Origin of the sequence: Pseudomonas sp. UMAB-40 (assembly GCF_900095275.1) — a bacterium.
Lineage (GTDB): Bacteria > Pseudomonadota > Gammaproteobacteria > Pseudomonadales > Pseudomonadaceae > Aquipseudomonas > Aquipseudomonas mandelii_B.
The window spans coordinates 52,103-72,986 of sequence record NZ_LT607552.1 but is presented as its reverse complement, the minus strand read 5'-3'; the positions used below and the strand labels follow the sequence as shown (position 1 = coordinate 72,986).

At 60.4% G+C, this 20,884-nt stretch carries 20 protein-coding genes; 11 read left to right on the top strand and 9 right to left on the bottom strand.

The genetic code is table 11. The annotated features are described in order from the left end of the window. Window positions 1-26 precede the first annotated feature (26 nt). From K0F88_RS03000 to K0F88_RS02980, 5 genes are all read left to right on the top strand, one after another. Complete coding sequence (locus tag K0F88_RS03000; RefSeq protein WP_219093936.1) at window positions 27-518, top strand: arsenate reductase ArsC; 492 nt, start codon at window positions 27-29, stop codon at window positions 516-518. Then, the gene (arsH, locus tag K0F88_RS02995; protein WP_219093935.1) at window positions 518-1,207 is read left to right on the top strand and encodes an arsenical resistance protein ArsH; all 690 of its coding nucleotides are present in this window, start codon (window positions 518-520) and stop codon (window positions 1,205-1,207) included. Before K0F88_RS03000 ends, arsH begins: the two co-directional genes overlap by 1 nt. A 64-nt stretch (window positions 1,208-1,271) precedes the next feature. Then, on the top strand, window positions 1,272-2,354 hold the full coding sequence (locus K0F88_RS02990; protein ID WP_094467700.1) for a bifunctional transcriptional activator/DNA repair enzyme AdaA: 1,083 nt from the start codon (window positions 1,272-1,274) through the stop codon (window positions 2,352-2,354). Window positions 2,355-2,392: 38 nt separating this feature from the next. After that, on the top strand, window positions 2,393-3,196 hold the full coding sequence (locus K0F88_RS02985) for an isocitrate lyase/phosphoenolpyruvate mutase family protein (protein WP_094467701.1): 804 nt from the start codon (window positions 2,393-2,395) through the stop codon (window positions 3,194-3,196). Between the two features lie 5 nt (window positions 3,197-3,201). Beyond that, a complete protein-coding gene (locus K0F88_RS02980) occupies window positions 3,202-3,819 on the top strand; it encodes a DNA-3-methyladenine glycosylase (RefSeq protein ID WP_094467702.1) in 618 nt (205 codons plus the stop codon). A 139-nt stretch (window positions 3,820-3,958) separates the two neighbouring features. On the opposite strand, the gene K0F88_RS02975 is transcribed toward K0F88_RS02980, so the two are convergent. The 3 genes from K0F88_RS02975 to K0F88_RS02965 form a co-directional block, all read right to left on the bottom strand. Beyond that, window positions 3,959-5,056: an extracellular solute-binding protein gene (locus tag K0F88_RS02975; RefSeq protein ID WP_094467703.1), complete on the bottom strand. Its 1,098-nt coding sequence runs from the start codon at window positions 5,054-5,056 to the stop codon at window positions 3,959-3,961. A 2-nt stretch (window positions 5,057-5,058) separates the two neighbouring features. Further along, complete coding sequence (gene aguA / locus K0F88_RS02970; RefSeq protein ID WP_094467704.1) at window positions 5,059-6,183, bottom strand: agmatine deiminase; 1,125 nt, start codon at window positions 6,181-6,183, stop codon at window positions 5,059-5,061. A 100-nt stretch (window positions 6,184-6,283) separates the two neighbouring features. Next, window positions 6,284-7,168 carry a LysR substrate-binding domain-containing protein gene (locus K0F88_RS02965; RefSeq protein ID WP_094467713.1) on the bottom strand — a complete coding sequence of 295 codons (885 nt, stop codon included), beginning with the start codon at window positions 7,166-7,168 and terminating at the stop codon, window positions 6,284-6,286. 276 nt (window positions 7,169-7,444) lie between these two features. Between K0F88_RS02965 and K0F88_RS02960 the strand changes: the two genes are divergently transcribed. From K0F88_RS02960 to K0F88_RS02950, 3 genes are all read left to right on the top strand, one after another. Further along, entirely contained in the window at window positions 7,445-7,849 is a 405-nt protein-coding gene (locus K0F88_RS02960; RefSeq protein ID WP_094467705.1) for a PaaI family thioesterase, read from the top strand. A gap of 45 nt (window positions 7,850-7,894) precedes the next feature. Beyond that, window positions 7,895-8,383, top strand: a complete 489-nt coding sequence (locus K0F88_RS02955) for a GFA family protein (protein WP_219093934.1) — start codon at window positions 7,895-7,897, stop codon at window positions 8,381-8,383. Window positions 8,384-8,485: 102 nt separating this feature from the next. Further along, the gene (locus K0F88_RS02950) at window positions 8,486-9,274 is read left to right on the top strand and encodes a MipA/OmpV family protein (RefSeq protein WP_094467707.1); all 789 of its coding nucleotides are present in this window, start codon (window positions 8,486-8,488) and stop codon (window positions 9,272-9,274) included. Window positions 9,275-9,409: 135 nt separating this feature from the next. Here the strand turns inward: K0F88_RS02950 and K0F88_RS02945 are convergent, their stop codons facing one another. The 3 genes from K0F88_RS02945 to K0F88_RS02935 form a co-directional block, all read right to left on the bottom strand. Next, window positions 9,410-10,696, bottom strand: a complete 1,287-nt coding sequence (locus K0F88_RS02945) for an ATP-binding protein (RefSeq protein ID WP_094467708.1) — start codon at window positions 10,694-10,696, stop codon at window positions 9,410-9,412. After that, window positions 10,697-11,404 carry a response regulator gene (locus K0F88_RS02940; RefSeq protein WP_219093932.1) on the bottom strand — a complete coding sequence of 236 codons (708 nt, stop codon included), beginning with the start codon at window positions 11,402-11,404 and terminating at the stop codon, window positions 10,697-10,699. A 177-nt stretch (window positions 11,405-11,581) separates the two neighbouring features. Then, window positions 11,582-12,190: a tRNA-(ms[2]io[6]A)-hydroxylase gene (locus K0F88_RS02935; RefSeq protein WP_219093930.1), complete on the bottom strand. Its 609-nt coding sequence runs from the start codon at window positions 12,188-12,190 to the stop codon at window positions 11,582-11,584. A gap of 161 nt (window positions 12,191-12,351) precedes the next feature. Between K0F88_RS02935 and K0F88_RS02930 the strand changes: the two genes are divergently transcribed. Further along, window positions 12,352-13,215, top strand: coding sequence for a universal stress protein (locus K0F88_RS02930; protein ID WP_219093928.1), 864 nt, complete (start codon window positions 12,352-12,354; stop codon window positions 13,213-13,215). Between the two features lie 120 nt (window positions 13,216-13,335). Here K0F88_RS02930 and K0F88_RS02925 read toward each other — a convergent pair whose 3' ends face one another. Then, window positions 13,336-13,806 carry a DUF1289 domain-containing protein gene (locus K0F88_RS02925; protein WP_094467712.1) on the bottom strand — a complete coding sequence of 157 codons (471 nt, stop codon included), beginning with the start codon at window positions 13,804-13,806 and terminating at the stop codon, window positions 13,336-13,338. Window positions 13,807-14,214: 408 nt separating this feature from the next. Between K0F88_RS02925 and acnB the strand changes: the two genes are divergently transcribed. Further along, window positions 14,215-16,824, top strand: a complete 2,610-nt coding sequence (acnB, locus tag K0F88_RS02920) for a bifunctional aconitate hydratase 2/2-methylisocitrate dehydratase (RefSeq protein WP_219094275.1) — start codon at window positions 14,215-14,217, stop codon at window positions 16,822-16,824. Window positions 16,825-16,933: 109 nt separating this feature from the next. Here the strand turns inward: acnB and K0F88_RS02915 are convergent, their stop codons facing one another. Both K0F88_RS02915 and K0F88_RS02910 read right to left on the bottom strand, forming a co-directional pair. Then, on the bottom strand, window positions 16,934-18,595 hold the full coding sequence (locus tag K0F88_RS02915) for a SulP family inorganic anion transporter (RefSeq protein WP_094467715.1): 1,662 nt from the start codon (window positions 18,593-18,595) through the stop codon (window positions 16,934-16,936). A 274-nt stretch (window positions 18,596-18,869) separates the two neighbouring features. After that, a complete protein-coding gene (locus K0F88_RS02910; RefSeq protein WP_219093926.1) occupies window positions 18,870-20,162 on the bottom strand; it encodes a serine/threonine transporter in 1,293 nt (430 codons plus the stop codon). Window positions 20,163-20,484: 322 nt separating this feature from the next. On the opposite strand from K0F88_RS02910, the gene K0F88_RS02905 reads away from it, so the two are divergent. After that, window positions 20,485-20,868 carry a tautomerase family protein gene (locus tag K0F88_RS02905; protein WP_094467717.1) on the top strand — a complete coding sequence of 128 codons (384 nt, stop codon included), beginning with the start codon at window positions 20,485-20,487 and terminating at the stop codon, window positions 20,866-20,868. Window positions 20,869-20,884: the final 16 nt, after the last annotated feature.

Here is a 20,884-nt window from a genome sequence, read left to right as displayed (position 1 = left end):
ATATCCATATATACGAGCTTTCAGCGATGAGCCCACTCCCCTCTCCCACCACCGTTCTCTTCATGTGCACCGCCAACAGCTGCCGCAGCGTGTTGAGCGAAGCGCTGTTCAATCACATGGCACCCGTGGGTTTTACGGCGGTGAGTTCCGGCAGCTTCCCAAGCGGCCGGCTCAATCCTCAAGCCTTGCAAACACTGCACACCCTCGGCATCTCGACCGAAGGCCTCTACAGCAAAGACTCTTCGGCATTCGCCGACTCCCCGCCCGACATCGTCATCACCGTGTGCGACAAAGCCGCCGGGGAAGCCTGCCCGGTGTATTTCGGCCCGGCGATCAAAAGCCACTGGGGACTGGCCGATCCGTCGGACGTGGATGGCAGCGAGCAAGCGATTCAGGCTGCGTTTGACGCCACCGTCAACACGATCAAGCAGCGGTTTGCAGCGTTTTTCGCGCTGGACCTGCAAAGCCTTTCGGACGCTGAATTGAAAATCGAATTGGACCGCATCGGAGCCCTGTGATGAACGACGACCTGCCCAATCTCGATCTGGCGCTGCTGACGCCTTCAACCGAAAGCACCCACAAACCGCGCATCCTGCTGCTTTACGGCTCGACGCGCGAGCGCTCTTTCAGTCGGCTTCTGACCGAGGAAGCCGCACGGATTCTGCGTTTGATGGGCGCCGAAACGGTGATCTTCGATCCCTCTGGCCTCCCGCTCCCCGACGATGCGTCCAGCGACCATCCCAAAGTCCAGCAACTGCGCGAGCGGGTGCTCTGGTCCGAAGGCCAGGTCTGGTGCTCACCGGAACGCCACGGTTCGATGTCGGCGGTGTTCAAGGCGCAAATCGACTGGATCCCGCTGACGATGGGCGCGGTTCGTCCGACCCAAGGCAAAACCCTGGCGGTGATGCAGGTCTGTGGCGGCTCGCAGTCGTTCAACACGGTCAATCAACTGCGTGTGCTGGGCCGCTGGATGCGGATGTTGACCATCCCTAATCAATCATCAGTGCCCAAGGCCTTCATGGAATTCGACGAGGCAGGCCGGATGAAGCCTTCGGCGTATTACGACCGTGTGGTGGACGTGATGGAAGAACTGATGAAATTCACATTGCTGGTGCGTGGCCGCGAGGATTTTCTGGTGGACCGTTATTCGGAACGCAAAGAGAGCGCCGAAGAGCTGTCGAAGCGGGTCAATCAACGTTCGATCTGAGTCAGCGAAATTCCCTGTCGATTTTCCGGTGGAGGCGACGGTCAACGCGTCTTATGCTCAGCCCATGAACCTACAAAACGCTTTGCTTCCGCCCCACGCCGAGATGGTTCGCGCCATGCTCGAACGAGACACCGCCTACGAGGGGGTGTTCTTTACTGCGGTCAAGACCACCGGGATCTTCTGCCGCCCCAGTTGCACGGCGCGCAAGCCCAAGCCGGAGAATGTCGAGTTCTTCGCTCACGCCGATGAGTGCATGTCGGCGGGCTACCGCGCGTGCCTGCGTTGCAAACCGCTGGACGCCGCGGCCATTGCGCCGGACTGGGTGCAGGCGTTGCTCAAGTCGGTCGACAACGATCCCGACCTGCGCTGGACCGATGCCCAGCTCGTGGCCGAGGGCATCGAGCCGCTGAAACTGCGTCGCTGGTTCAAGCAGCATTTCGGCATGACCTTCCACGCCTGGATGCGCACTCGTCGCCTGGGCATGGCGCTGGGCGGTATCAAACAGGGCGATTCCATCGACAACGCGGCGTTCGACTCGGGCTACGAATCCCTGAGCGGTTTTCGCGATGCGTTTCAAAAATCCTTTCACATCACGCCGGGCCGCGTGGCCAACAGTGAGCCGCTGTTGTTCACGCGCCTGACCACGCCGCTGGGGCCGATGATTGCCATGGCCGAACGCCGTGGGCTGGTGTTGCTGGAGTTTCTGGATCGACCGGCGCTCACCCGGGAAGTCGAAGAATTGCAGAACCGTTATGGCTATGCCGTAGCACCGGGGCACAACGCGCATTTGCAGCAGATTGAAGCCGAGCTGGCGCAGTATTTCGCCGGAAAACTCACCGAGTTCACCGTTGCCCTGCACTTGCCCGGCAGCGAATTTGCGCGGCAGGTCTGGGCTGAACTGGCGAAGATCCCCTACGGCCAGACCAGCACCTACGGCACCATCGCCGCGACACTGGGTAAGCCCGGCGCCAGTCGCGCCGTGGGCCTGGCCAACGGGCATAACCGTCTTTCGATTGTGTTGCCCTGCCACCGGGTGATCGGTGCAGACGGCTCGTTGACGGGCTATGGTGGAGGGCAACCACGCAAGGCTTTTTTGCTCCGGCTGGAAAAAGCCGCCGTGCAGGTGACCGAACAACTCGCATTCTGATCCCCTGATTTCTGCAAAGTCATAAGGAAGGACATTCGATGGACACTCAATTTCATCAACTGCACCACGACGGCTTGTTGATTCTGACCAACGTCGCCGACGCCACCGGGGCGCGCATCGTCGAGCAACTGGGCTGCAAAGCCGTGGCCACCAGCAGCGCGGCGGTGGCCTGGGCGCACGGGTATGCGGACGGCAATGCCCTGCCCCTCGAACGCCTGATATCGACCGTGGAATCCATCGCCCGGGTGATCTCGATGCCGTTGACCGTCGACATCGAGGCCGGTTATTCCGATGACCTGACGCGGGTGGCCGAAGTCGTTGATGCGGTGATCGCGGCCGGTGCGGTGGGGATCAATATCGAGGACGGTGCCTCTGCGCCAGAGCTGCTGGTGCGCAAGATCGAAGTCGCCCGGCAGGTGGCCGATCGGCGCCAGGTGAAGCTGTTCATCAATGCCCGCACCGACGTTTACCTCAGGGGCCTGGTGCCTGCCGAAGATCGCGTCGCCGAAACGCTGAAGCGCGCTGCGTTGTATCAGGCGGCGGGGGCTGATGGGCTGTTTGCGGCGGGCGTCACGGCGGAGTATGAGATCGCTGCGCTGTGCCAGGGCACACCGTTGCCGGTGAACGTGCTCGGGCTGCCAGGATTGCCGTCGCCTGAAGCGCTGCAAGCGCTCGGCGTGCGGCGCCTGAGTGCCGGTTCGGGCATCGCCGAGTTTCTTTATGGTGCGATGGCGTGCCTGGCCAAAGGTTTCCTGGAGACCGGCAAGCTCGACAGCAGCCACCTCAAGGCCTTCACGTATGGGGAAATCAATGCCCTGCTGAAACCTGCCGGGAACACTTGATCGTCATGCCCGATCCCTACCTGCCCGCGACCGAGTTTCTATCTTCCATCGATGACGACTGGCGGCGCCACATCGCCGCCGTTGGCCCCTGCCTGCATGAGCCCCACGCAGCTCGCGATCCTTATGAATCGCTGGTGCGGGCGATTGCCTATCAGCAACTGCACGCCAAGGCCGGGGATGCGATTGTCGGCCGGCTGCTGGCGTTGTTTCCGTCGACGACATTTCCAAGGCCTGAGCAGATTCTGGCGACCGGCTTTGATCCACTGCGCAGTTGCGGGTTTTCCGCGGGCAAGATCGCGACCATTCAAGGGATTGCGCAGGCGGCTCTGGACGGTGTGGTGCCGGATTACGCCACGGCACTGGCGATGGACGATGAGACGCTGATCGAGCGGTTAATCACCTTGCGCGGGGTTGGGCGCTGGACGGTCGAGATGCTGCTGATCTACAGCCTGGATCGCCCGGATATTTTGCCGGCGGATGACTTCGGGGTGCGTGAGGGGTATCGCCGGTTGAAGGGCCTGGAGGTGCAACCGACGCGTAAGCAGATGGTTGAGATTGGCTTGGCGTGGCGTCCGTATCGGACGGTGGCTTCGTGGTATTTGTGGCGGATGACCGGCAAGTAGACGGCGTTATCGTTCATCGCGGGCAAGCTCGCTCCCACAAGGTTTTTTGTGTACGAGCATCTGTTGCCCGACTCATAACCTGTGGGAGCGGGCTTGCCCGCGATGACGATTGCCCATTCACTGCATCACTCAAAGCCGCTCACAACCCGGATTTCAACCGACTAAACGCCCGAATCAGCGCGCGGTTGAACGCCTTGCCATTGTCATTCTTGCTATACAACGAGGCTCTCACCTGCGCCGACGGATACGTCCCCGGATCATTACGAATCGCCGGATCAATCAACCCGTCCGCCGCCGTAATCGCATTGGCGTAGTGAATGGTGTCGGTGATCGGCGCAATCACTTCGGGGGTCATCAGGTAGTCCATCAACGCCAGCCCGGCCTCGGGGTGCGGTGCATCCTTGGGAATGACCATGGCATCAAACCAGATCAACGTGCCCTCCTTCGGGATCCGGTAACTGAGCTTGAACGGTTTGTTCGCCGCCTCGGCCTGCCCGGCCGCGATGGCCACGTTGCCGTTCCACGACATCGCCACGCAGGTATTGCCGTTGGCCAGGTCGCTGATGTTCAGGTCATTGTCGAAGTAGCGGATGTAGGGCCTGATCTTCGCCAATTGTTGCTCGGCCAGTTTCAGGTCATCGAGGTTCTGGCGGTTGATGTCCAGGCCCATGTACTTCATGACTGCGGCAAACACCTCGTTCGGATCATTGAGCAGGCTGACCCCGCAATCGGCAAATTTCGACACCACCGCCGGGTCGAACAGCATCGCCCAACTGTCCCGAGGTGCGTCGGGCAAACGCTGTTTGATCGCCTCTTCCTGATAGCCGACGCCGGTGGTGCCCCAAGCGTAGATCCCGGCGTAACGATTGCCCGGATCGAACGCCGCCATGTGCTGGCGGAACTCCTCGCCGACACCGGCAAAGTGCGGCAGCCGTTGCAGGTTCAGTGTTTGAATCGCCCCGCTCTGGATCGCCCGGGACAGGTGCTGCCCCGCCGTCAGCACCAGGTCATACCCGCTGCGGCCGGTCAGCAGTTTGGTCTCGACGGTTTCCAGCGAGTCGAAGTGATCGGCCACCACCTGAATGCCGGTTTTCTTCTCGAAATTGGTCAGGGTATCCGGGGCCAGGTACTCGCCCCAGATGTACAGGTTCACCACCGGTTTCGCGGTGTCTGCGGCCTGCACACACAAGGGTGCAAGCACCAGCAATACTGCTTGAGTCAGTTTGTGCAGGCCCATATTTAAACTCCCTTCCTGTTACTGGCGGGGGCGGCGTATTGCGGCATGGTGATGCAGGCGACGTTGCCGCCACCGAGGAGGATCTCCCGGGAGTTTTCGATGCCGACGATTTTGTGCTGCGGGAACAATTCCGCCAGGGTTGCCTGCGCCGCCTGATCGTTGCGATCACCAAACAGCGGCACCACGATCGAGCTGTTGCCGGCGTAGTAGTTGATGTACGACGCACAGATTTGAGTCCCGGCCTGACGGGTATGGGTGCTGTCTTGCTGGTCCAGGCCTTCGGCTTCTTCAGCGGTCCATTCCAGCACATCCGGTTGCGGCAGCTTGTGCACGATCAACTCGCGACCACGGCTGTCACGGGTGCTGCGCAGAATGTCGTAGGCCTCTTGATAGATCTCCCACTGCGGGTCATCTCGATTGTCGGTCCATTGCAGCACCACTTCGCCGGGGCGCACGAAACAAGCGAGATCGTCGACGTGGCCGTCGGTTTCGTCGAACTTGCAACCCCGTGGCAGCCAGATGATTTGCTCGGCGCCGAGGTAATCGGTCAGGCGGAGAGTGACTTCATCCTTACCGAGATGCTGGTTGCGATTGCGGTTGAGCAGGCATTGCTCGGTGGTGAGGATGCTGCCCTGGCCGTCGCTCTGGATCCCGCCCAGTTCGGCAATCAACGGCGCGCGATAACGGTCGAAACGCTCTATTTCGAGGATCTTGCTGGCGATCTGATCGTCTTTGTCCCACGGGTAGTACAAGCCGCCGTCGAGACCGCCATAGGCGTTGAACTCGAAGTCGACGCCGCGCACTTCACCGCTGTCGTCGTTGACCACAAAGCACGGGCCACTGTCGCGGAACCAGGTGTCGTTGCAGGTCATTTCCACCACCCGGACCTGAGGCGGCAACTGGCGGCGGGCGGTGGCGAATTGCGCGGCGGAAGCACACACCGTCACGGGTTCACTCTGGGCAATGGCGGTGACGATTTGCACCCAGACTTTCTGCGCAGGCTTGGCCCCGTTGCGCCAGACGTCGGTACGTTCCGGCCAGCCGAGCCAGCAACCGGCCTTGGTTTCGAATTCGCCGGGCAGGCGGAAGCCGTCGAGTTTCGGGGTGGAATCGAGCAAACGTGCCATGGTCAGACCTCATCAGCGGGGATTGGAATGACCACAGGCTAAGGTCGTCAGCGCCCTCCTCGCCAACGATGATTATTTCGGAATACTTGAATTCAACTCATCAATCGATCAGCTGATCGTTGAACCATTCCAGCATCTGCGCCACGGCCGGACGCTCCAGGCGCACTCGCTCGCACACCAGCGCATATTGCCCGAGCGCGGTCATGCTGGCGGTGAACGGCCGGACCAGACGACCGCTGAGCAAGTCTTCCTGAGCCGTCAGATTGTCGCCCATGGCCACGCCCTGCCCTTGCGCCGCCGCTTCGAGCGCCAGGCCCGCGTGGGCGAAATACAGTTGCCGCTCGGGACGCTGATCGCCGGCATGACTGGTGAGCCACGCGGTCCAGGTCTTGCCGTCCTGATCGTCGTGGAGCAGGCAATGGCGCGTCAGGTCTTTCGGGGTTTTCAGAGTGCCCTGGTTGAACAGGCCGGGGCTGCACACCGGGAAGAATTGCAGCGCCGGCAAGGGTCGGACGAAGTACGCGCTGCTGTCGACCGGGCCCGTGCCGTAAGTGATTGCCAGGTCGATGTCTTCCCCCGGCGCCGTGGCGTCAATCGGTTGTTCGTAAAGGTGCAGGGTGATGTGCGGATAGCGCGCGTAGAAGTCCGTGAGCCGACTCATCAGCCACTTTTGCGCCAGCTCGGCGGTGACCGCCAGGCGCAACACCGCCAGTGACGACGGGTCGCGCAATTCATCGCAGGCTTCGCCGATCAGTTCGAAGGCGTGCTGCAGGCTTTGCATCAAACGGCCCGCGGCCATGGTCGGGCGGATTTGCCGGCCTTCGCGAATGAACAAAGAGACGCCCAAGTGCTCTTCGAGCTGGCGGATCTGATGGCTGACGGCGCTGTCGGTGACGCACAGCTCGGCGGCGGCCCGACCGAAATGGGCGTGGCGGGCAGCGCATTCGAAGGTTCTGAGTGCTGCTAGTGAAGGCAGTCGTCGCATGAATTCAGCCCCGGTGGTGAAGGCGACCATGCTGCCTTGGCCATGGGTGGGCGTCCAGTGAGACCGCTTTATCGTTCATCGCGGGCAAGCCCGGCTCCCACAGGGTCTTCTGTGAATACAAGTTTTGTATACGACAACAATCCTTGTGGGAGCGGGCTTGCCCGCGATGAGGCCAGCACATTCACCAAAAATCCTGCACTCCATCACCCGCCCTTATCCACCATGACATCCCTCAAAACCCGGCGCATGTTGGTGTCTCAACCGGAGGGATTCGCCATGCTCGACGCACTCAAACACATCAATTCAACCTCAGCCTTCAACCGCTGGGCCGGCTTCGAAGTGACCGCAGCCGCAAACGGTGAAGCCGAGCTGACCCTGGCTTTTCGCGAGGCTGACATGGCGCAATATGCCGGTTTCCTGCACGCCGGCCTGATTGGCGCGCTGCTCGACACGGCCTGCGGATTCGCCGCCGGGACGGTCGCTGGCAACGTGCTGGCTTCGCACTTTTCAGTCAACTGCCTGGCACCCGCCGTCGGTGAAGTGTTCATCGCGAGGGGCCGGGTGGTAAAAGCTGGCAAGAAGCAGGTGTTCGCCCGCGCCGAGTTGTTCGCGCAAACCGGCGACCAGCTGAAACTAGTGGCGACCGGCGATGCGATTCTGGTGCCGGTTGACGTTCGCTGACGGTCTAGGCTGTCAGGGATAAACCAACCCTCGTCGGAGGTTCCCATGCAGCTCGAAGGTGCCTGCCATTGCGGCGCTGTGTCGTTCAGTTTGAACAGCGCCCACCCCTACCCGTATCAGCGTTGCTACTGCTCGATCTGCCGCAAGACCCAAGGCGGTGGCGGTTATGCAATCAACCTCGGCGGCGATGCCCAGAGCCTGAAAGTTCGCGGCCGCAAGCACATCGCGATTTATCACGCACGACTCAAGGACGAAGGCGACAAACGTGCCCACAGCAGCAGCGCCGAACGGCATTTCTGCAGCCTTTGCGGGTCAGGGTTGTGGCTGTTCAGCCCTGAGTGGCCTGAGCTGATCCATCCGTTTGCCTCGGCCATCGACACGCCATTGCCGGTGCCACCGGAACACACGCACTTGATGCTCGGCTCCAAGGCGCCGTGGGTGGAAGTTGATGCGCATCCTGCAGACCAGCAATTCGACGTCTACCCCGAGGAGTCCATCGCCCAATGGCATGAACGCCTGGGTTTGAGCCGCTAAAGCCGCTTCACAGTCTTTGACAGTTTCCCGACAAAGCTCTCAAAGATTGCCGGCCGGCAGCCGCCTAGCATGGGCGCATCCAACCTCCCCTCGGGTGCTCCCATGTTACGTTCGCTGTGTCTGTCGTTGACTTCGTTTTGCCTGCTGCTTCCCGCCGACTCATTACGCGCTGAAGACTGGCAATACACCTTGCGCGCCGGTGCCGCCAGCGTGCCGCGTTACAGCGGCAGCGACGAGCGCGTGGTGGCGCCGCTGCTGGGCGCCAAGGTGGTCAGCCCCTATGGCCTCTTTCTGGACACGGAAAAGGGATTGGGCTGGGCGTTTGATGAAGACGACTTCGGCCTGAGCGTGTACATCGGCGCAAGCGATGTGCGCAAGGATCGCAAGACCGGTTTCAAAGGCTCGGACGAGCTCAGCGGCATGGGTTCGATCAAGGCGCGGCCGGCGCTGGGTCTGGACGGCACTTACCACATGGGCCCGATCATTCTCGGTGCCAGTTTTGAGCATGCGCTGGAAAAGGACGATGACGATCACGATACCGGCTCGGCCTGGAATCGCCTGAAGCTGAGCATCAGCGCACCGTTTTATCAGGGTGACTACGGCAAGCTCGTGGGCAGTCTGAACAGTCAGTTTGGTGACAGTCATTACGTGCGCACCTGGTATGGAGTCAGCGCCGCCCAGGCTTCGCGCAGCCAGTTCAGGGCGCATGACACTCATGGCGGGCTGGTGAGTCGCGGGGCGGAGTTGACCTGGTTGATGCCGATTGATGATCAGTGGAGTGTGTCGACGATGCTGGCCGTGCAGTATCTGGCGGGTGATGCGGCGGACAGCCCGATTGTCGAGCGGCGGATGCAGGCATCTCTGGCTGGGCAGCTTGTGTACACCTTCTGACAATGCGGTGTTGCTGAGGGCCTCTTCGCGGGCAAGCCCGCTCCCACAGGACCGAGTCGTATACAAATTATGTTTACGACATAAAAACTGTGGGAGCGTGGCTTGCCCGCGATGGGGCCCGCGAGAAACACATCATTAATCCTGATGCGCCCACGTCATGCGAAACGACGCCCCACCCCAAGGCGAATCCCCGACTTCCACCTGCCCGCCATGGGATTGCGATACCCGCCGCACCAATGCCAGCCCCAAACCAAACCCGCCCGTGCGGCGATCACGGCTGGCGTCGAGGCGCGAGAACGGTTCGAAGATTTTCTCGCGCCCGTCCACCGGCACACCCGGCCCATCATCGTTGACTCGCACTTCGTAGCGATCACCGGTACGGACCAACGACACCTCCACCCGCTCATCGGCATAGCGAATGGCATTGCGCAGCAGGTTGATCACCGCCCGGGCCATGAACCGCGGTTCGATACGAACCTCGTCGACCTGACACTCGACAATCAACAACTGCACCCCGGCAGCCTCGGCCTCCAGGGCCACGCTGCCGACCACGCTGTCCAGCCAACTGTTGGCCTGGATGTTTTCCCGGGTGATGACCGTGGCGCCGCGCTCAAGGCTGGCGTAGGTCAGCAGTTCAGAAACCATTTCCTCGAGTTCCCCTAGGTCGGCGTACATGTCGGCAATCAGTTCGCGGTTCTGGGTCGGATCGGGTTGTTGCTTGAGCTGATCGAGTTCGAATGACAACCGGGCAATCGGCGTGCGCAACTCGTGGGACACCGCGTTGGTCAGTTCGCGCTGATTGGCGATCAAGCCTTCGATGCGCGCCGCCATCAGGTTGAAGTGCCCGGACAGGTCACGAATGTTCGAGCGTTTGGACAGCTGGATCCGCGACGACAGGTCGTTATCGCCAAAACGTTCGGCCGCCAGCCGCAGTTTCTCCAGGTCTCGCCAATGCGGGCGGACCCAGAACATCAACACGAAACCGATCATCACCGCGATCATCAGATACGCCGCGGCAATGTAGAACGGCATCAGGCTGGGCTCGGCCGGCAGCTTGATGCTGAGCAACTGCGAACCCTCGTCAATGCGTGAAATGAACTGCGTGTACTTGTCGCGAATCACCAGCAGCCCTTGGGCCAACTCGGCTTTTTCCTGATCGGTCAGGGACAGTTGACTGCTCTCGACCAGCGTCAGGCCCAAGCCATAGTGCGGGCGCACCGCTTCCAGTTCGCGCTCCCGGTCCGAGCTGTCCAGATCGCGTAACTGCTCGGCCAGCGACCAGGCCTGGCCACGCACCGCCTCGCGGTTGTAGCTCTGCATCTGACCATCGAGAAGTGCATCGAACGTGCGCTCGACCGTTTGCAACCCCAGTACCAGGCCGACTGTCATCACCAGAAACAGCCCAAGAAATAACCGCAGCATTTACAGCTCCCACGCAAACGGATTGAACAAGTAACCCTTGCCCCAGATGGTCTTGATGCACACCGGTTCGCGCGGGTTGTCCTTGAGCTTGCCGCGCAACTTGCTGATGTAGACGTCGACACTGCGGTTGAGGCCATCAAACGCAATACCGCGCATGCGGTTGAGGATGTCGTCGCGGGACAGAATCTTGCCGGCGGCACTGGCCAGCAACCACAGCAGTTCGAATTCCATGGTGGTCATTTCGATGACCTCCCCCGCCAACCGCACTTCGCGACAGCTGCGGTCGATGCTCAGGTTGCCGAACTCCAGGGCGCTGCACACGCTGCTGTCCGGCGCCTGACGCCGTTGCAACGCACGCAGGCGGGCCAGCAGCACTGGCGGTTTGATCGGTTTGATCACGTAGTCGTCGGCACCGGACTCCAGGCCGAGGATGTGATCGAGGTCATCTTCCTTGGCGGTCAGGATGACGATCGGCGTGTCGGACACGCTGCGGATCTCGCGGCACACGTGCAGGCCACTCTGCCCCGGCAGCATCAGGTCGAGCACGACGATTTTAGGTTTGAATTCGAGGAACGCGGCCAACGCGAGGTCGCCGCGGTGAACCTGGCGGACCTCGAAACCATGTTGGGACAGGAAATGCGCGATCAGCCCGGCGAGCTTCTCGTCGTCTTCCACCAGCAATACTTTGCCAAAACCCAGGTTATCCATAACGACCGTCTGCCAACCCTTGTGTGAAGTGGGGCGGCATTATGGCGCCAATCGGTGACGGGACGGTGATGACGGGCAGCAAAAACCGGCCTCGGGGGCCGGTTTTCAGTGATCTTTCATACTCTTAAGAGTTTTTAACAATTCAGTCGCAAAAGATTGCAACGTGCGGACGGCGGATCACGCCGCTGCCGGGACACCGCTGTGAAAACGGAACTCCACGTCCGGCGACTCGATCAATTCCTGCTCGGCGGCGCGGACCCGGTCAATGACCTGGGTAATGTCCTTGGCGTCGCCGTACTGGTAAGCCAGTTTCAGGTAACCCTGGAAATGCCGCGCTTCGCTTTTCAGCAAGCCGAAATAGAACTTGCCCAGTTCTTCGTCCAGATGCGGCACCAGCGCCTCGAAACGCTCGCAGCTGCGGGCTTCGATAAACGCGCCGACCACCAGCGTGTCCACCAGCTTGACCGGCTCGTGGCTGCGCACCACTTTGCGCAGGCCTGAGGCGTAACGCCCGGCAGACAGCTGACGCAATTCGATCTTGCGCTTTTTCATCAGGCGCATGACCTGCTCGTGGTGCACCAGCTCTTCCCGGGCCAGACGCGACATCAGGTTGATCAGGTCGACATGGGAGTGATACTTGGCAATCAGGCTCAACGCCGTGCTGGCCGCCTTGAACTCACAGTTCTTGTGGTCGATCAGCAAGGTTTCCTGATCGGCAAGCGCGGCCTGGACCCAGCCATCGGGGGTGCGGCAGCCGAGGAACTCGTGAATTTCGGGAAGGATCATGGGGCTCACGGAATAAAAGGTCTGAATCGAAGGGCGCCGATTATACCGGCCTGCCGCCAGACCACCAGTCGCCGCCGTTGATATGCATCAAGTACCGGGTTGGCGGCGAACAACTATAGTTGTCCAACGCAGTATTTTTTACCTTCCTGGAGATCCCGATCATGCAAGCCATTCGCAGCATCCTGGTGGTCATCGAACCCGAACACTCGGAAAGCCTGGCGCTCAAACGGGCCAAACTGATCGCTGGCGTGACCCAGGCTCATCTGCATCTGCTGGTGTGCGATCGCAAGCATGACCATAGCGGCATGTTGGGCGTGCTCAAGGCGGCGCTGCTGGAGGACGGTTATAGCGTTACCACCGAGCAGGCCTGGAATGAGAGCCTGCACGAAACAATCATCGATGTGCAGCAGGCGGAAGGCTGCGGGCTGGTGATCAAACAGCATTACCCCGACAGCCCGTTGAAAAAAGCCCTGCTGACCCCGGCGGACTGGAAACTGCTGCGTTATTGCCCGACGCCGGTGCTGCTCGTCAAAACCTCGAAACCGTGGACCGGCGGGGTCATTCTCGCGGCCATTGACGTCGGCAATACCGATGGCGAGCACCGCACGTTGCACGCCACGATCGTCGATCACGGTTACGACATCGCCAGCCTCGCCAAGGCCCATCTGCACGTGGTCAGTGCCCATCCGTCACCGATGCTGTCGGCGGCCGACCCGACGCTGCAGCTCAGCGAAACCATCGAGGCGCGCTATCGCGAGCAGTGCAGATCGTTTCAGGCCGAGTTCGATATCGATGATGACCACCTGCACATCGAGGAAGGTCCGGCGGATGTGTTGATTCCGTTCATGGTGCACAAGCTTCAGGCGGCGGTGACGGTGATAGGTACCGTGGCACGGAGCGGGTTGTCCGGGGCGTTGATCGGGAATACGGCGGAGGTGGTGCTGGATGCGGTGGAGAGCGATGTGCTGGTGCTGAAGCCGGATACGATCATGGATCATCTGGAGGAGATTGTGACTCAGCATTGAGATGGGCGGTGCCTGGTAGATCGCCTTCGCGGGCAAGCCACGCTCCCACAGTTTTTTGTCGATCACAACCATCGTGCAAGACACAAACCCTGTGGGAGCGTGGCTTGCCCGCGATGCTTTTCAGCCACCGAACGCATCCCGGAGGAAACCGGGCGCAATGTAGCGCTGATAATGCGCCTCAGAGAGCAAAAAGAATTCCCGATCAATGGCGTCACGCAATTCCGGCAGGTTCCAGTCGCGAAACTCCGGCATCAACACCATCCCGTAGGCTTCCAGATTGTTGATCACCCGCGCACCACGGGCGATCAGCTGATAAGCCCAGCAATACTCGGATTGATGCGGCACAAAGCGGATCTTGCGCTGCTCCAGTTGCAAGCGCAGGCGCTGGGGATCGAAGATTTCCAGCTTGCTGGCCATCACTTGGGACAACAGCTGCTCAAGACGCAGCCACACCGCGCGCTTTTCCTCCTCGTTGTAACCATTCCAGTTGATCACTTCATGGTGGAAACGCTTGCAGCCACGGCACACCAGATCACCGTAAACAGTGGAGCAGAGGCCGACGCAGGGGGTCTTGATGGTCTGATTGGGCATAGGTCAGGGGAACACGGGAAAGCAGAACAGGCCGGCATGTTAGCCCTTTGTCTAACATTGATCACCCCTCAATCTTGAGGGGCTAACTTACCTTTATATTTTTTTTGCCGTAGAATCAGCCAGCCTTTTAAGGCGCCAATGTCCGTTAGAAGCTGTTTTCAAAGCGTCACGAGCACAGTCGTTCCTTCAGAGCGGAGTTGGCGATGGGTTTTTCCAGCGGGGAAAAGCCCAACGCCAACCCTCATCAGCTCCCCGTTCTGCAGGCGTAAAACTTTGAAAGCAGCTTCTGTAAGGAATTGCCGGTAATTCTGGCTAAGTGGCCCACAACGCCACGCAGCGCATGAGTACGGCAATTTCGGGATGAGCGTCCCGGACACCCATTTGGGACCACTGATGAGGGTAATAACTGTGCTTGAAGCCTACCGCAAACATATCGAAGAGCGTGCAGCACTGGGTATCGTTCCCCAGCCGCTAAACGCCGAACAAACTGCAGGCCTGGTCGAGCTGCTGAAGAATCCCCCGGCTGGCGAAGAAGCTTTCCTCGTTGACCTGATCACCAATCGCATTCCACCAGGTGTGGACGAAGCCGCCTATGTAAAGGCCGGTTTCCTGTCTGCCCTCGCCAAAGGCGAAGCAACCTCCCCTCTGATCGACAAGAAACGCGCTGTTGAACTGCTCGGCACCATGCAAGGCGGCTACAACATCGTGACCCTGGTTGACCTGCTCGACAGCGCCGAACTGGCCCCAGTCGCTGCCGCTCAACTCAAGCACACCTTGCTGATGTTCGATGCATTCCACGACGTCGCGGAAAAAGCCAAGAACGGCAACGAACACGCCAAAGGCGTGCTTCAGTCGTGGGCTGACGGCGAGTGGTTCAAGAACCGTCCTGTGCTGGCCGACAAGATCAGCCTGCGCGTGTTCAAGGTCACCGGCGAAACCAACACCGACGACCTGTCCCCTGCTCCGGACGCCTGGTCCCGCCCGGACATCCCGCTGCACGCCCTCGCCATGCTGAAAATGGCCCGTGAAGGCATCGTGCCTGACGTCCAGGGCGTCACCGGTCCGATGAAGCAGATCGAAGAAATGCGCGGTCAAGGCTTCCCGATCGCCTACGTCGGTGACGTGGTCGGTACCGGTTCGTCGCGTAAATCCGCCACCAACTCGGTACTGTGGTTCTTCGGCGACGACGTTCCTAACGTGCCGAACAAGCGTGCTGGCGGTTTCTGCTTCGGCAGCAAGATCGCTCCAATCTTCTACAACACCATGGAAGATGCTGGCGCACTGCCAATCGAGTTCGACGTTACCAACATGCACATGGGCGACGTGATCGACCTGTACCCGCATGCTGGCAAAGTCTGCAAACACGGCACCGACGAAGTCCTGACCACCTTCGAAATGAAGACTCCGGTTCTGTTGGACGAAGTTCGTGCTGGCGGCCGTATCCCGCTGATCATCGGCCGCGGCCTGACCGACAAGGCTCGCGCCGAACTGGGCCTGGGCCCTACCGACCTGTTCAAGCTGCCTGAAGCACCTGTCGACACCGGCAAAGGCTTCACCCTGGCACAGAAAATGGTCGGCAAGGCGTGCGGTCTGCCAGAAGGCAAAGGCGTTCGTCCTGGCACCTACTGCGAACCGAAGATGACCACCGTCGGTTCTCAGGACACCACCGGTCCTATGACCCGTGACGAACTGAAAGACCTGGCGTGCCTGGGCTTCTCGACCGATCTGGTGATGCAGTCTTTCTGCCACACCGCGGCCTATCCAAAGCCGATCGACGTGACCACCCACCACACCCTGCCAGACTTCATCATGACCCGCGGCGGCGTTTCCCTGCGCCCGGGCGACGGCATCATCCACAGCTGGCTGAACCGCATGCTGCTGCCGGACACCGTCGGTACCGGTGGTGACTCCCACACCCGCTTCCCGATGGGCATTTCGTTCCCGGCCGGTTCTGGCCTGGTAGCGTTCGCCGCCGCCACTGGCGTTATGCCGCTGGACATGCCGGAATCGATCCTGGTGCGCTTCAAAGGCAAAATGCAACCGGGCGTTACCCTGCGTGACCTGGTTCACGCCATTCCTTACTTCGCGATTCAGGCTGGCCTGCTGACCGTCGAGAAGAAAGGCAAGAAGAACGCCTTCTCCGGCCGCATCCTGGAAATCGAAGGCCTGGACAACCTGAGCATCGAGCAGGCTTTCGAGCTGTCCGACGCCTCGGCTGAACGTTCGGCTGCCGGTTGCACCATCAAGCTGTCGAAAGACTCCATCACCGAGTACCTGAACTCCAACATCACCCTGCTGCGCTGGATGATCGGCGAAGGCTACGGCGATGCGCGTACCCTGGAACGTCGTGCTCAAGCGATGGAAGCCTGGGTTGCCAACCCTGAGCTGATGGTTGCCGATGCTGACGCGGAATACGCTGAAATCATCGAAATCGACCTGGCCGACATCAAAGAGCCTGTGCTCTGCGCGCCAAACGATCCGGACGACGCCCGTCTGCTGTCCAGCGTTGCTGGCGAGAAGATCGACGAAGTGTTCATCGGTTCGTGCATGACCAACATCGGTCACTTCCGCGCTGCCGGTAAACTGCTAGATCAGGTCAAAGGTCAGCTTCCAACCCGTCTGTGGCTGTCGCCGCCGACCAAAATGGACGCTCACCAGCTGACCGAAGAAGGCTACTACGGCATCTACGGCAAGGCCGGCGCACGCATGGAAATGCCAGGCTGCTCGCTGTGCATGGGTAACCAGGCACGTGTAGAGCCGAACTCCACCGTGGTGTCGACGTCGACCCGTAACTTCCCGAACCGTCTGGGTGACGGCGCGAACGTCTACCTGGCCTCGGCCGAGCTGGCGTCTGTTGCTTCCATCCTGGGTCGCCTGCCGACCGTCGAGGAGTACATGGAATACGCTGGCAAGATCGACAGCATGGCGGCTGATGTTTACCGCTACCTGTCCTTCGACCAGATCGCCGAGTTCCGTGAAGCTGCTGCGAACGCCAACATCCCGGTCGTTCAAGCCTAACGCTGCAACGCAATAAAAAACGCCGCCCATCGTGAGATGAGCGGCGTTTTTTTATGCCAGCCGGTTTGTGCCCCCCCCTGTGGGAGCGAGCTTGCTCGCCCCCACAGAGTTAAGTGGATGGATTGAGGGCTTGTTGCACCGCACCGTCGACGCTCAAGCCACTGAGCATCACCTGCTCCAGTTCCTGCGTCGGTAACGTCGCGAGCACCGCTTTGGCTTCGTGCTTGAGCCGCGCCAGGATCAACAGCATGTCCAGCGCTCGCACCTGCAAAAAGAACGCTTCCAGCGCTTCGATGCTGGTGCCGTCCAGGTCGGGGGATTCTTCCAGGCTGAGTATGATCGTATGCACCGGCGGCTCCGCGTGCCGGGCCAGATGCAGTGCGCCGCCCAGAATGCGCTCCACGTTAGCGAAAAACAGCGCCTCGCTGGGCCTCACGATCAGCACGCCGGGGATTGCCCGGGCATCGGGATGGCGTTGCAGGTCGACATAATCATGGCCGTCACCCATTTGCCCCAACACTTGAATATCTGCCGAAGACATCTGTTTGAGCATCAGCACCACGCTGATCACCACCGCCACCAGCAAGCCGTCCAGCACGCCAAGCACCAACACCGCAGCCACCGCGCAGATCACCAGCAAGCGGTCGCGACGCCAGATGAAATACCGACCCAATGGCTGCAGGCTCAAGCCGCGCGCCAGTGCATGAATGACGATGGCGGCCAGCACCGGTTCGGGCGTCAAGGCAATCCAGGGCAGCACGGTCAAGACAATCAGCAACACCACCCCCGCCGCTACCGCACCGGCCAGGCGTGAACCGGCACCGGCCGCCTCATTGGCCGACGTCGCGGAGTAACCGGCGCCCGTCGGCATGCCGTGGAACAAGCCTGACAGCAGATTGGCCGCACCGAGGGCCAGCAAATCGCGGTTCGAGGAAACCCGGTCACCATGCTTGAGTGCAAACGAGGTAATCGATCCATAGGATTCGGCATACAGGATCATCACCATGGCAAACGCCAATTCCCCCAGGTGCAGCCAGTCAGCAAACGGCAGCACCGGCAGGCGGGGCACTTCCAGGCTCAGGTCGATCACACCGATCAGCTTCACCCCATATGCCGGCAGGTTCAGCCATTGCCCGGCGGCAATGCCGAGTGCCACCACCAGCAGGCCTCCCGGTAATCGCCGAAAACGTGCGCACACCCACAACACCAGCAGCGACACCGCTGCGACCAGCAAGCCAACCCGATTCCACTGCGGCCATTGCTCCAGCAATTGCGGCAGGAAACGGATCAGGTTGCCGTTGCTCAAGTGCACGTCAACGATGCTCGCCACTTGCTTGAGGATGATGGTCACGGCCAGCCCGAATGCGAAGCCGCGCAGTACCGGTTTGGCGATAAATGACGTCACGCTGCCGAGTTTGAACAGCCCGGCCAACAGGAAGAAACCACCGGTCACCAGCACCAGGCCGATCGCCAGGGTCATGCGCAGGCCTGAATCACCGTTGGCCAGCGTGGCGGTGGCGGCGGCCAGCACCGCTGCCGAGGAAGAGGTCGCGGAAACAATGGCGAAACGGCTGGTGCCGAACAGTCCGTAGCACAACAACCCGGCAAACAGCGCAATCACCCCGGCCTGGGGCGGCAGCGCCGCAATGCTGGAATAGGCAACGGCCTCGGGCAACAACAAACCGGCAATCGACACACCGGCCACAACGTCGAGCCAGCGGTTTGGCGTATCGGCACGGGGTTGCACCGATGCGCCGTGGGCATCTGCCATAAAGCGTCTCCAGACAAAGGGGCAATCCTGCGGCAAACGGTCTACGACGCGCTGATGCAGCCGCAAGCTTAGCCGCTAATCCCGGGGAACGGCTGCGCTGTGTCAGGTGTGTGCGTTCTGCTACGCAATAAAAAACGCCGCCCATCGAGAGATGAGCGGCGTTTGTTTTAGCTTTAGTTCAGTGAGACCGCGTTATCGTTCATCGCTGGCAAGCCACGCTCCCTCAGGTCCTGCGCAATTCCTGTGGGAGTCGGGCTTGCCCGCGATGACGCTCTCAAAACCCCAAAGAATCTTTCAGGGAGAAAATCAACGCCGAAATCGCCACCAGGCCCACCGCCGTCACGAAGACATTGGACGCCTGGCCACGGAAGCGCGCCATCGCCGGCACTTTGCGGATCGCATACATCGGCATCAGGAACAGGATTGCCGCAATGACCGGGCCACCGAGGGTTTCGATCATCCCGAGGATGCTCGGATTCAGGGTTGCGACAATCCAGCACACCACCAGCATGAACGCGGCGGTCATGCGGTCCAGCGTCTTGGGCGCCGGGCGTTTGCCGCTTTTCACGATCAAGCCTTTGAGGCCTTCGCTGGCGCCGATGTAGTGCCCCAGGAACGACTTGGAAATGGCCACGAAGGCAATCAACGGCGCCGCGAAGGCAATGGTCGGATTGCTGAAGTGGTTGGCCAGGTACGACAGGATCGACAGGTTCTGCGCCTTGGCTTCCGCCAGTTGCGCCGGCGACAGGGTCAGCACGCAGCTGAAGACGAAGAACATCACCATCACCACCATCAAGATGTGGGCGCGGGACAGGATCTGCGAGCTGCGTTCTTCAGCGTGTTCGCCATAACGACGCTTCTGGTCCACCGCGAACGCCGAGATGATCGGCGAGTGGTTGAACGAGAACACCATCACCGGAATCGCCAGCCACAGCGTGTGCAATAGCGCCGACGGCTCAGGCAGGGTCGACGCCGTGGCCAGGATGCCGCCGTTCCAGTGCGGAATCAGGAACACCGCGAGGAACAGCAGCGCCACAATGAACGGATAGACCATCAGGCTCATGGCCTTGACGATGACTTGCTCGCCGCAACGCACCACGGCCAGCAGGCCGAGGATCAGCACCAACGACAGCACGGCGCGCGGTGGCGGCATGATGTGCAGTTGATGCTCGAGGAAGCTGCCCACGGTGTTGGTCAGGGCCACGCTGTAGATCAGCAGGATCGGGAAGATCGCGAAGAAGTACAGCAAGGTGATCAGCGCACCGGCCTTGATGCCGAAGTGTTCTTCCACCACTTCGGTGATGTCCGCGCCTTCGCGGCCCGACAATACAAAGCGGGTCAGGCCGCGGTGCGCATAAAAGGTCATCGGGAATGCCAGCACCGCCAGAATCAGCAACGGCCAGAAACCGCCCAGGCCCGCGTTGATCGGCAAAAACAGGGTACCGGCTCCAATGGCCGTGCCAAACAGGCCGAGCATCCAGGTGGTGTCATGGCGATTCCAGCTGGTGAGAGTCGCTGGTGTCGCCGCTACATAGCGTTCGTCGACGCTATTGGCCTGATCATTCATCCGGTGGGATCTCCGCATTCCGGTCATTTGCTACCCGGTCAGGACGAGTCGGAAAAATCCGACGGGCAGCGCCCTGGCCGAAACAGGGGCGCGATTGTCCGGGATTAATGAACAGAAGCAAAGACTTAGCTGAGGAATGGTTGTGCGGATCAGATCCAGACCCTGTGGACGCGTGCCTTTGTGGCGCTCTCCTACACTGGACCCGTGGCGCCCTTACATCGGAATAAAATAGATGTTTTGAAAAATCTATTTAATAAAGTATTGGCGTCATGTATTTTAAATTCACCTGCTGACCGGCAGCCCTCTTTTACGGAGACCTCCCATGCCACTCGTTCGCGTCGATATCAAAAAGAACCAGGACCCGACCTTCGCCAAGCGCATCGGCAAACTGATCTACACTGCCATGCATGCCACTATTGGCGTCCCCGAGAACGATAACTTCCAGATCCTCGCCGAACACGACGAGAACCACTTCATCTTTGACCCCGTTTACATGGGCATCAATCGCACGGACAACCTGGTGATCATCCAGATCACTTTGCGGGAAGGCCGCACCCTCGAGCAGAAAAAACTGCTCTACAAGACCATCGCCGAAAGCCTCAACGCTGAACTGGCTGTTCGCCTGGAAGATGTCTTCATCAATCTGGTGGAAGGCAAGCCCGAGAACTGGTCATTCGGCAATGGCATCGCTCAATACGCCAACTGATTGCCGTCACGCCTGG

Excerpts from the sequence above, each read along its gene's own strand:
- K0F88_RS03000 (WP_219093936.1), top strand. The coding sequence starts at position 27 with ATGAGCCCACTCCCCTCTCCCACCACCGTTCTCTTCATGTGCACCGCC.
- arsH (WP_219093935.1), top strand. The coding sequence starts at position 518 with ATGAACGACGACCTGCCCAATCTCGATCTGGCGCTGCTGACGCCTTCA.
- K0F88_RS02990 (WP_094467700.1), top strand. The coding sequence starts at position 1,272 with ATGAACCTACAAAACGCTTTGCTTCCGCCCCACGCCGAGATGGTTCGC.
- K0F88_RS02985 (WP_094467701.1), top strand. The coding sequence starts at position 2,393 with ATGGACACTCAATTTCATCAACTGCACCACGACGGCTTGTTGATTCTG.
- K0F88_RS02980 (WP_094467702.1), top strand. The coding sequence starts at position 3,202 with ATGCCCGATCCCTACCTGCCCGCGACCGAGTTTCTATCTTCCATCGAT.
- K0F88_RS02975 (WP_094467703.1), bottom strand. The coding sequence starts at position 5,056 with ATGGGCCTGCACAAACTGACTCAAGCAGTATTGCTGGTGCTTGCACCC.
- aguA (WP_094467704.1), bottom strand. The coding sequence starts at position 6,183 with ATGGCACGTTTGCTCGATTCCACCCCGAAACTCGACGGCTTCCGCCTG.
- K0F88_RS02965 (WP_094467713.1), bottom strand. The coding sequence starts at position 7,168 with ATGCGACGACTGCCTTCACTAGCAGCACTCAGAACCTTCGAATGCGCT.
- K0F88_RS02960 (WP_094467705.1), top strand. The coding sequence starts at position 7,445 with ATGCTCGACGCACTCAAACACATCAATTCAACCTCAGCCTTCAACCGC.
- K0F88_RS02955 (WP_219093934.1), top strand. The coding sequence starts at position 7,895 with ATGCAGCTCGAAGGTGCCTGCCATTGCGGCGCTGTGTCGTTCAGTTTG.
- K0F88_RS02950 (WP_094467707.1), top strand. The coding sequence starts at position 8,486 with ATGTTACGTTCGCTGTGTCTGTCGTTGACTTCGTTTTGCCTGCTGCTT.
- K0F88_RS02945 (WP_094467708.1), bottom strand. The coding sequence starts at position 10,696 with ATGCTGCGGTTATTTCTTGGGCTGTTTCTGGTGATGACAGTCGGCCTG.
- K0F88_RS02940 (WP_219093932.1), bottom strand. The coding sequence starts at position 11,404 with ATGGATAACCTGGGTTTTGGCAAAGTATTGCTGGTGGAAGACGACGAG.
- K0F88_RS02935 (WP_219093930.1), bottom strand. The coding sequence starts at position 12,190 with ATGATCCTTCCCGAAATTCACGAGTTCCTCGGCTGCCGCACCCCCGAT.
- K0F88_RS02930 (WP_219093928.1), top strand. The coding sequence starts at position 12,352 with ATGCAAGCCATTCGCAGCATCCTGGTGGTCATCGAACCCGAACACTCG.
- K0F88_RS02925 (WP_094467712.1), bottom strand. The coding sequence starts at position 13,806 with ATGCCCAATCAGACCATCAAGACCCCCTGCGTCGGCCTCTGCTCCACT.
- K0F88_RS02915 (WP_094467715.1), bottom strand. The coding sequence starts at position 18,595 with ATGGCAGATGCCCACGGCGCATCGGTGCAACCCCGTGCCGATACGCCA.
- K0F88_RS02910 (WP_219093926.1), bottom strand. The coding sequence starts at position 20,162 with ATGAATGATCAGGCCAATAGCGTCGACGAACGCTATGTAGCGGCGACA.
- K0F88_RS02905 (WP_094467717.1), top strand. The coding sequence starts at position 20,485 with ATGCCACTCGTTCGCGTCGATATCAAAAAGAACCAGGACCCGACCTTC.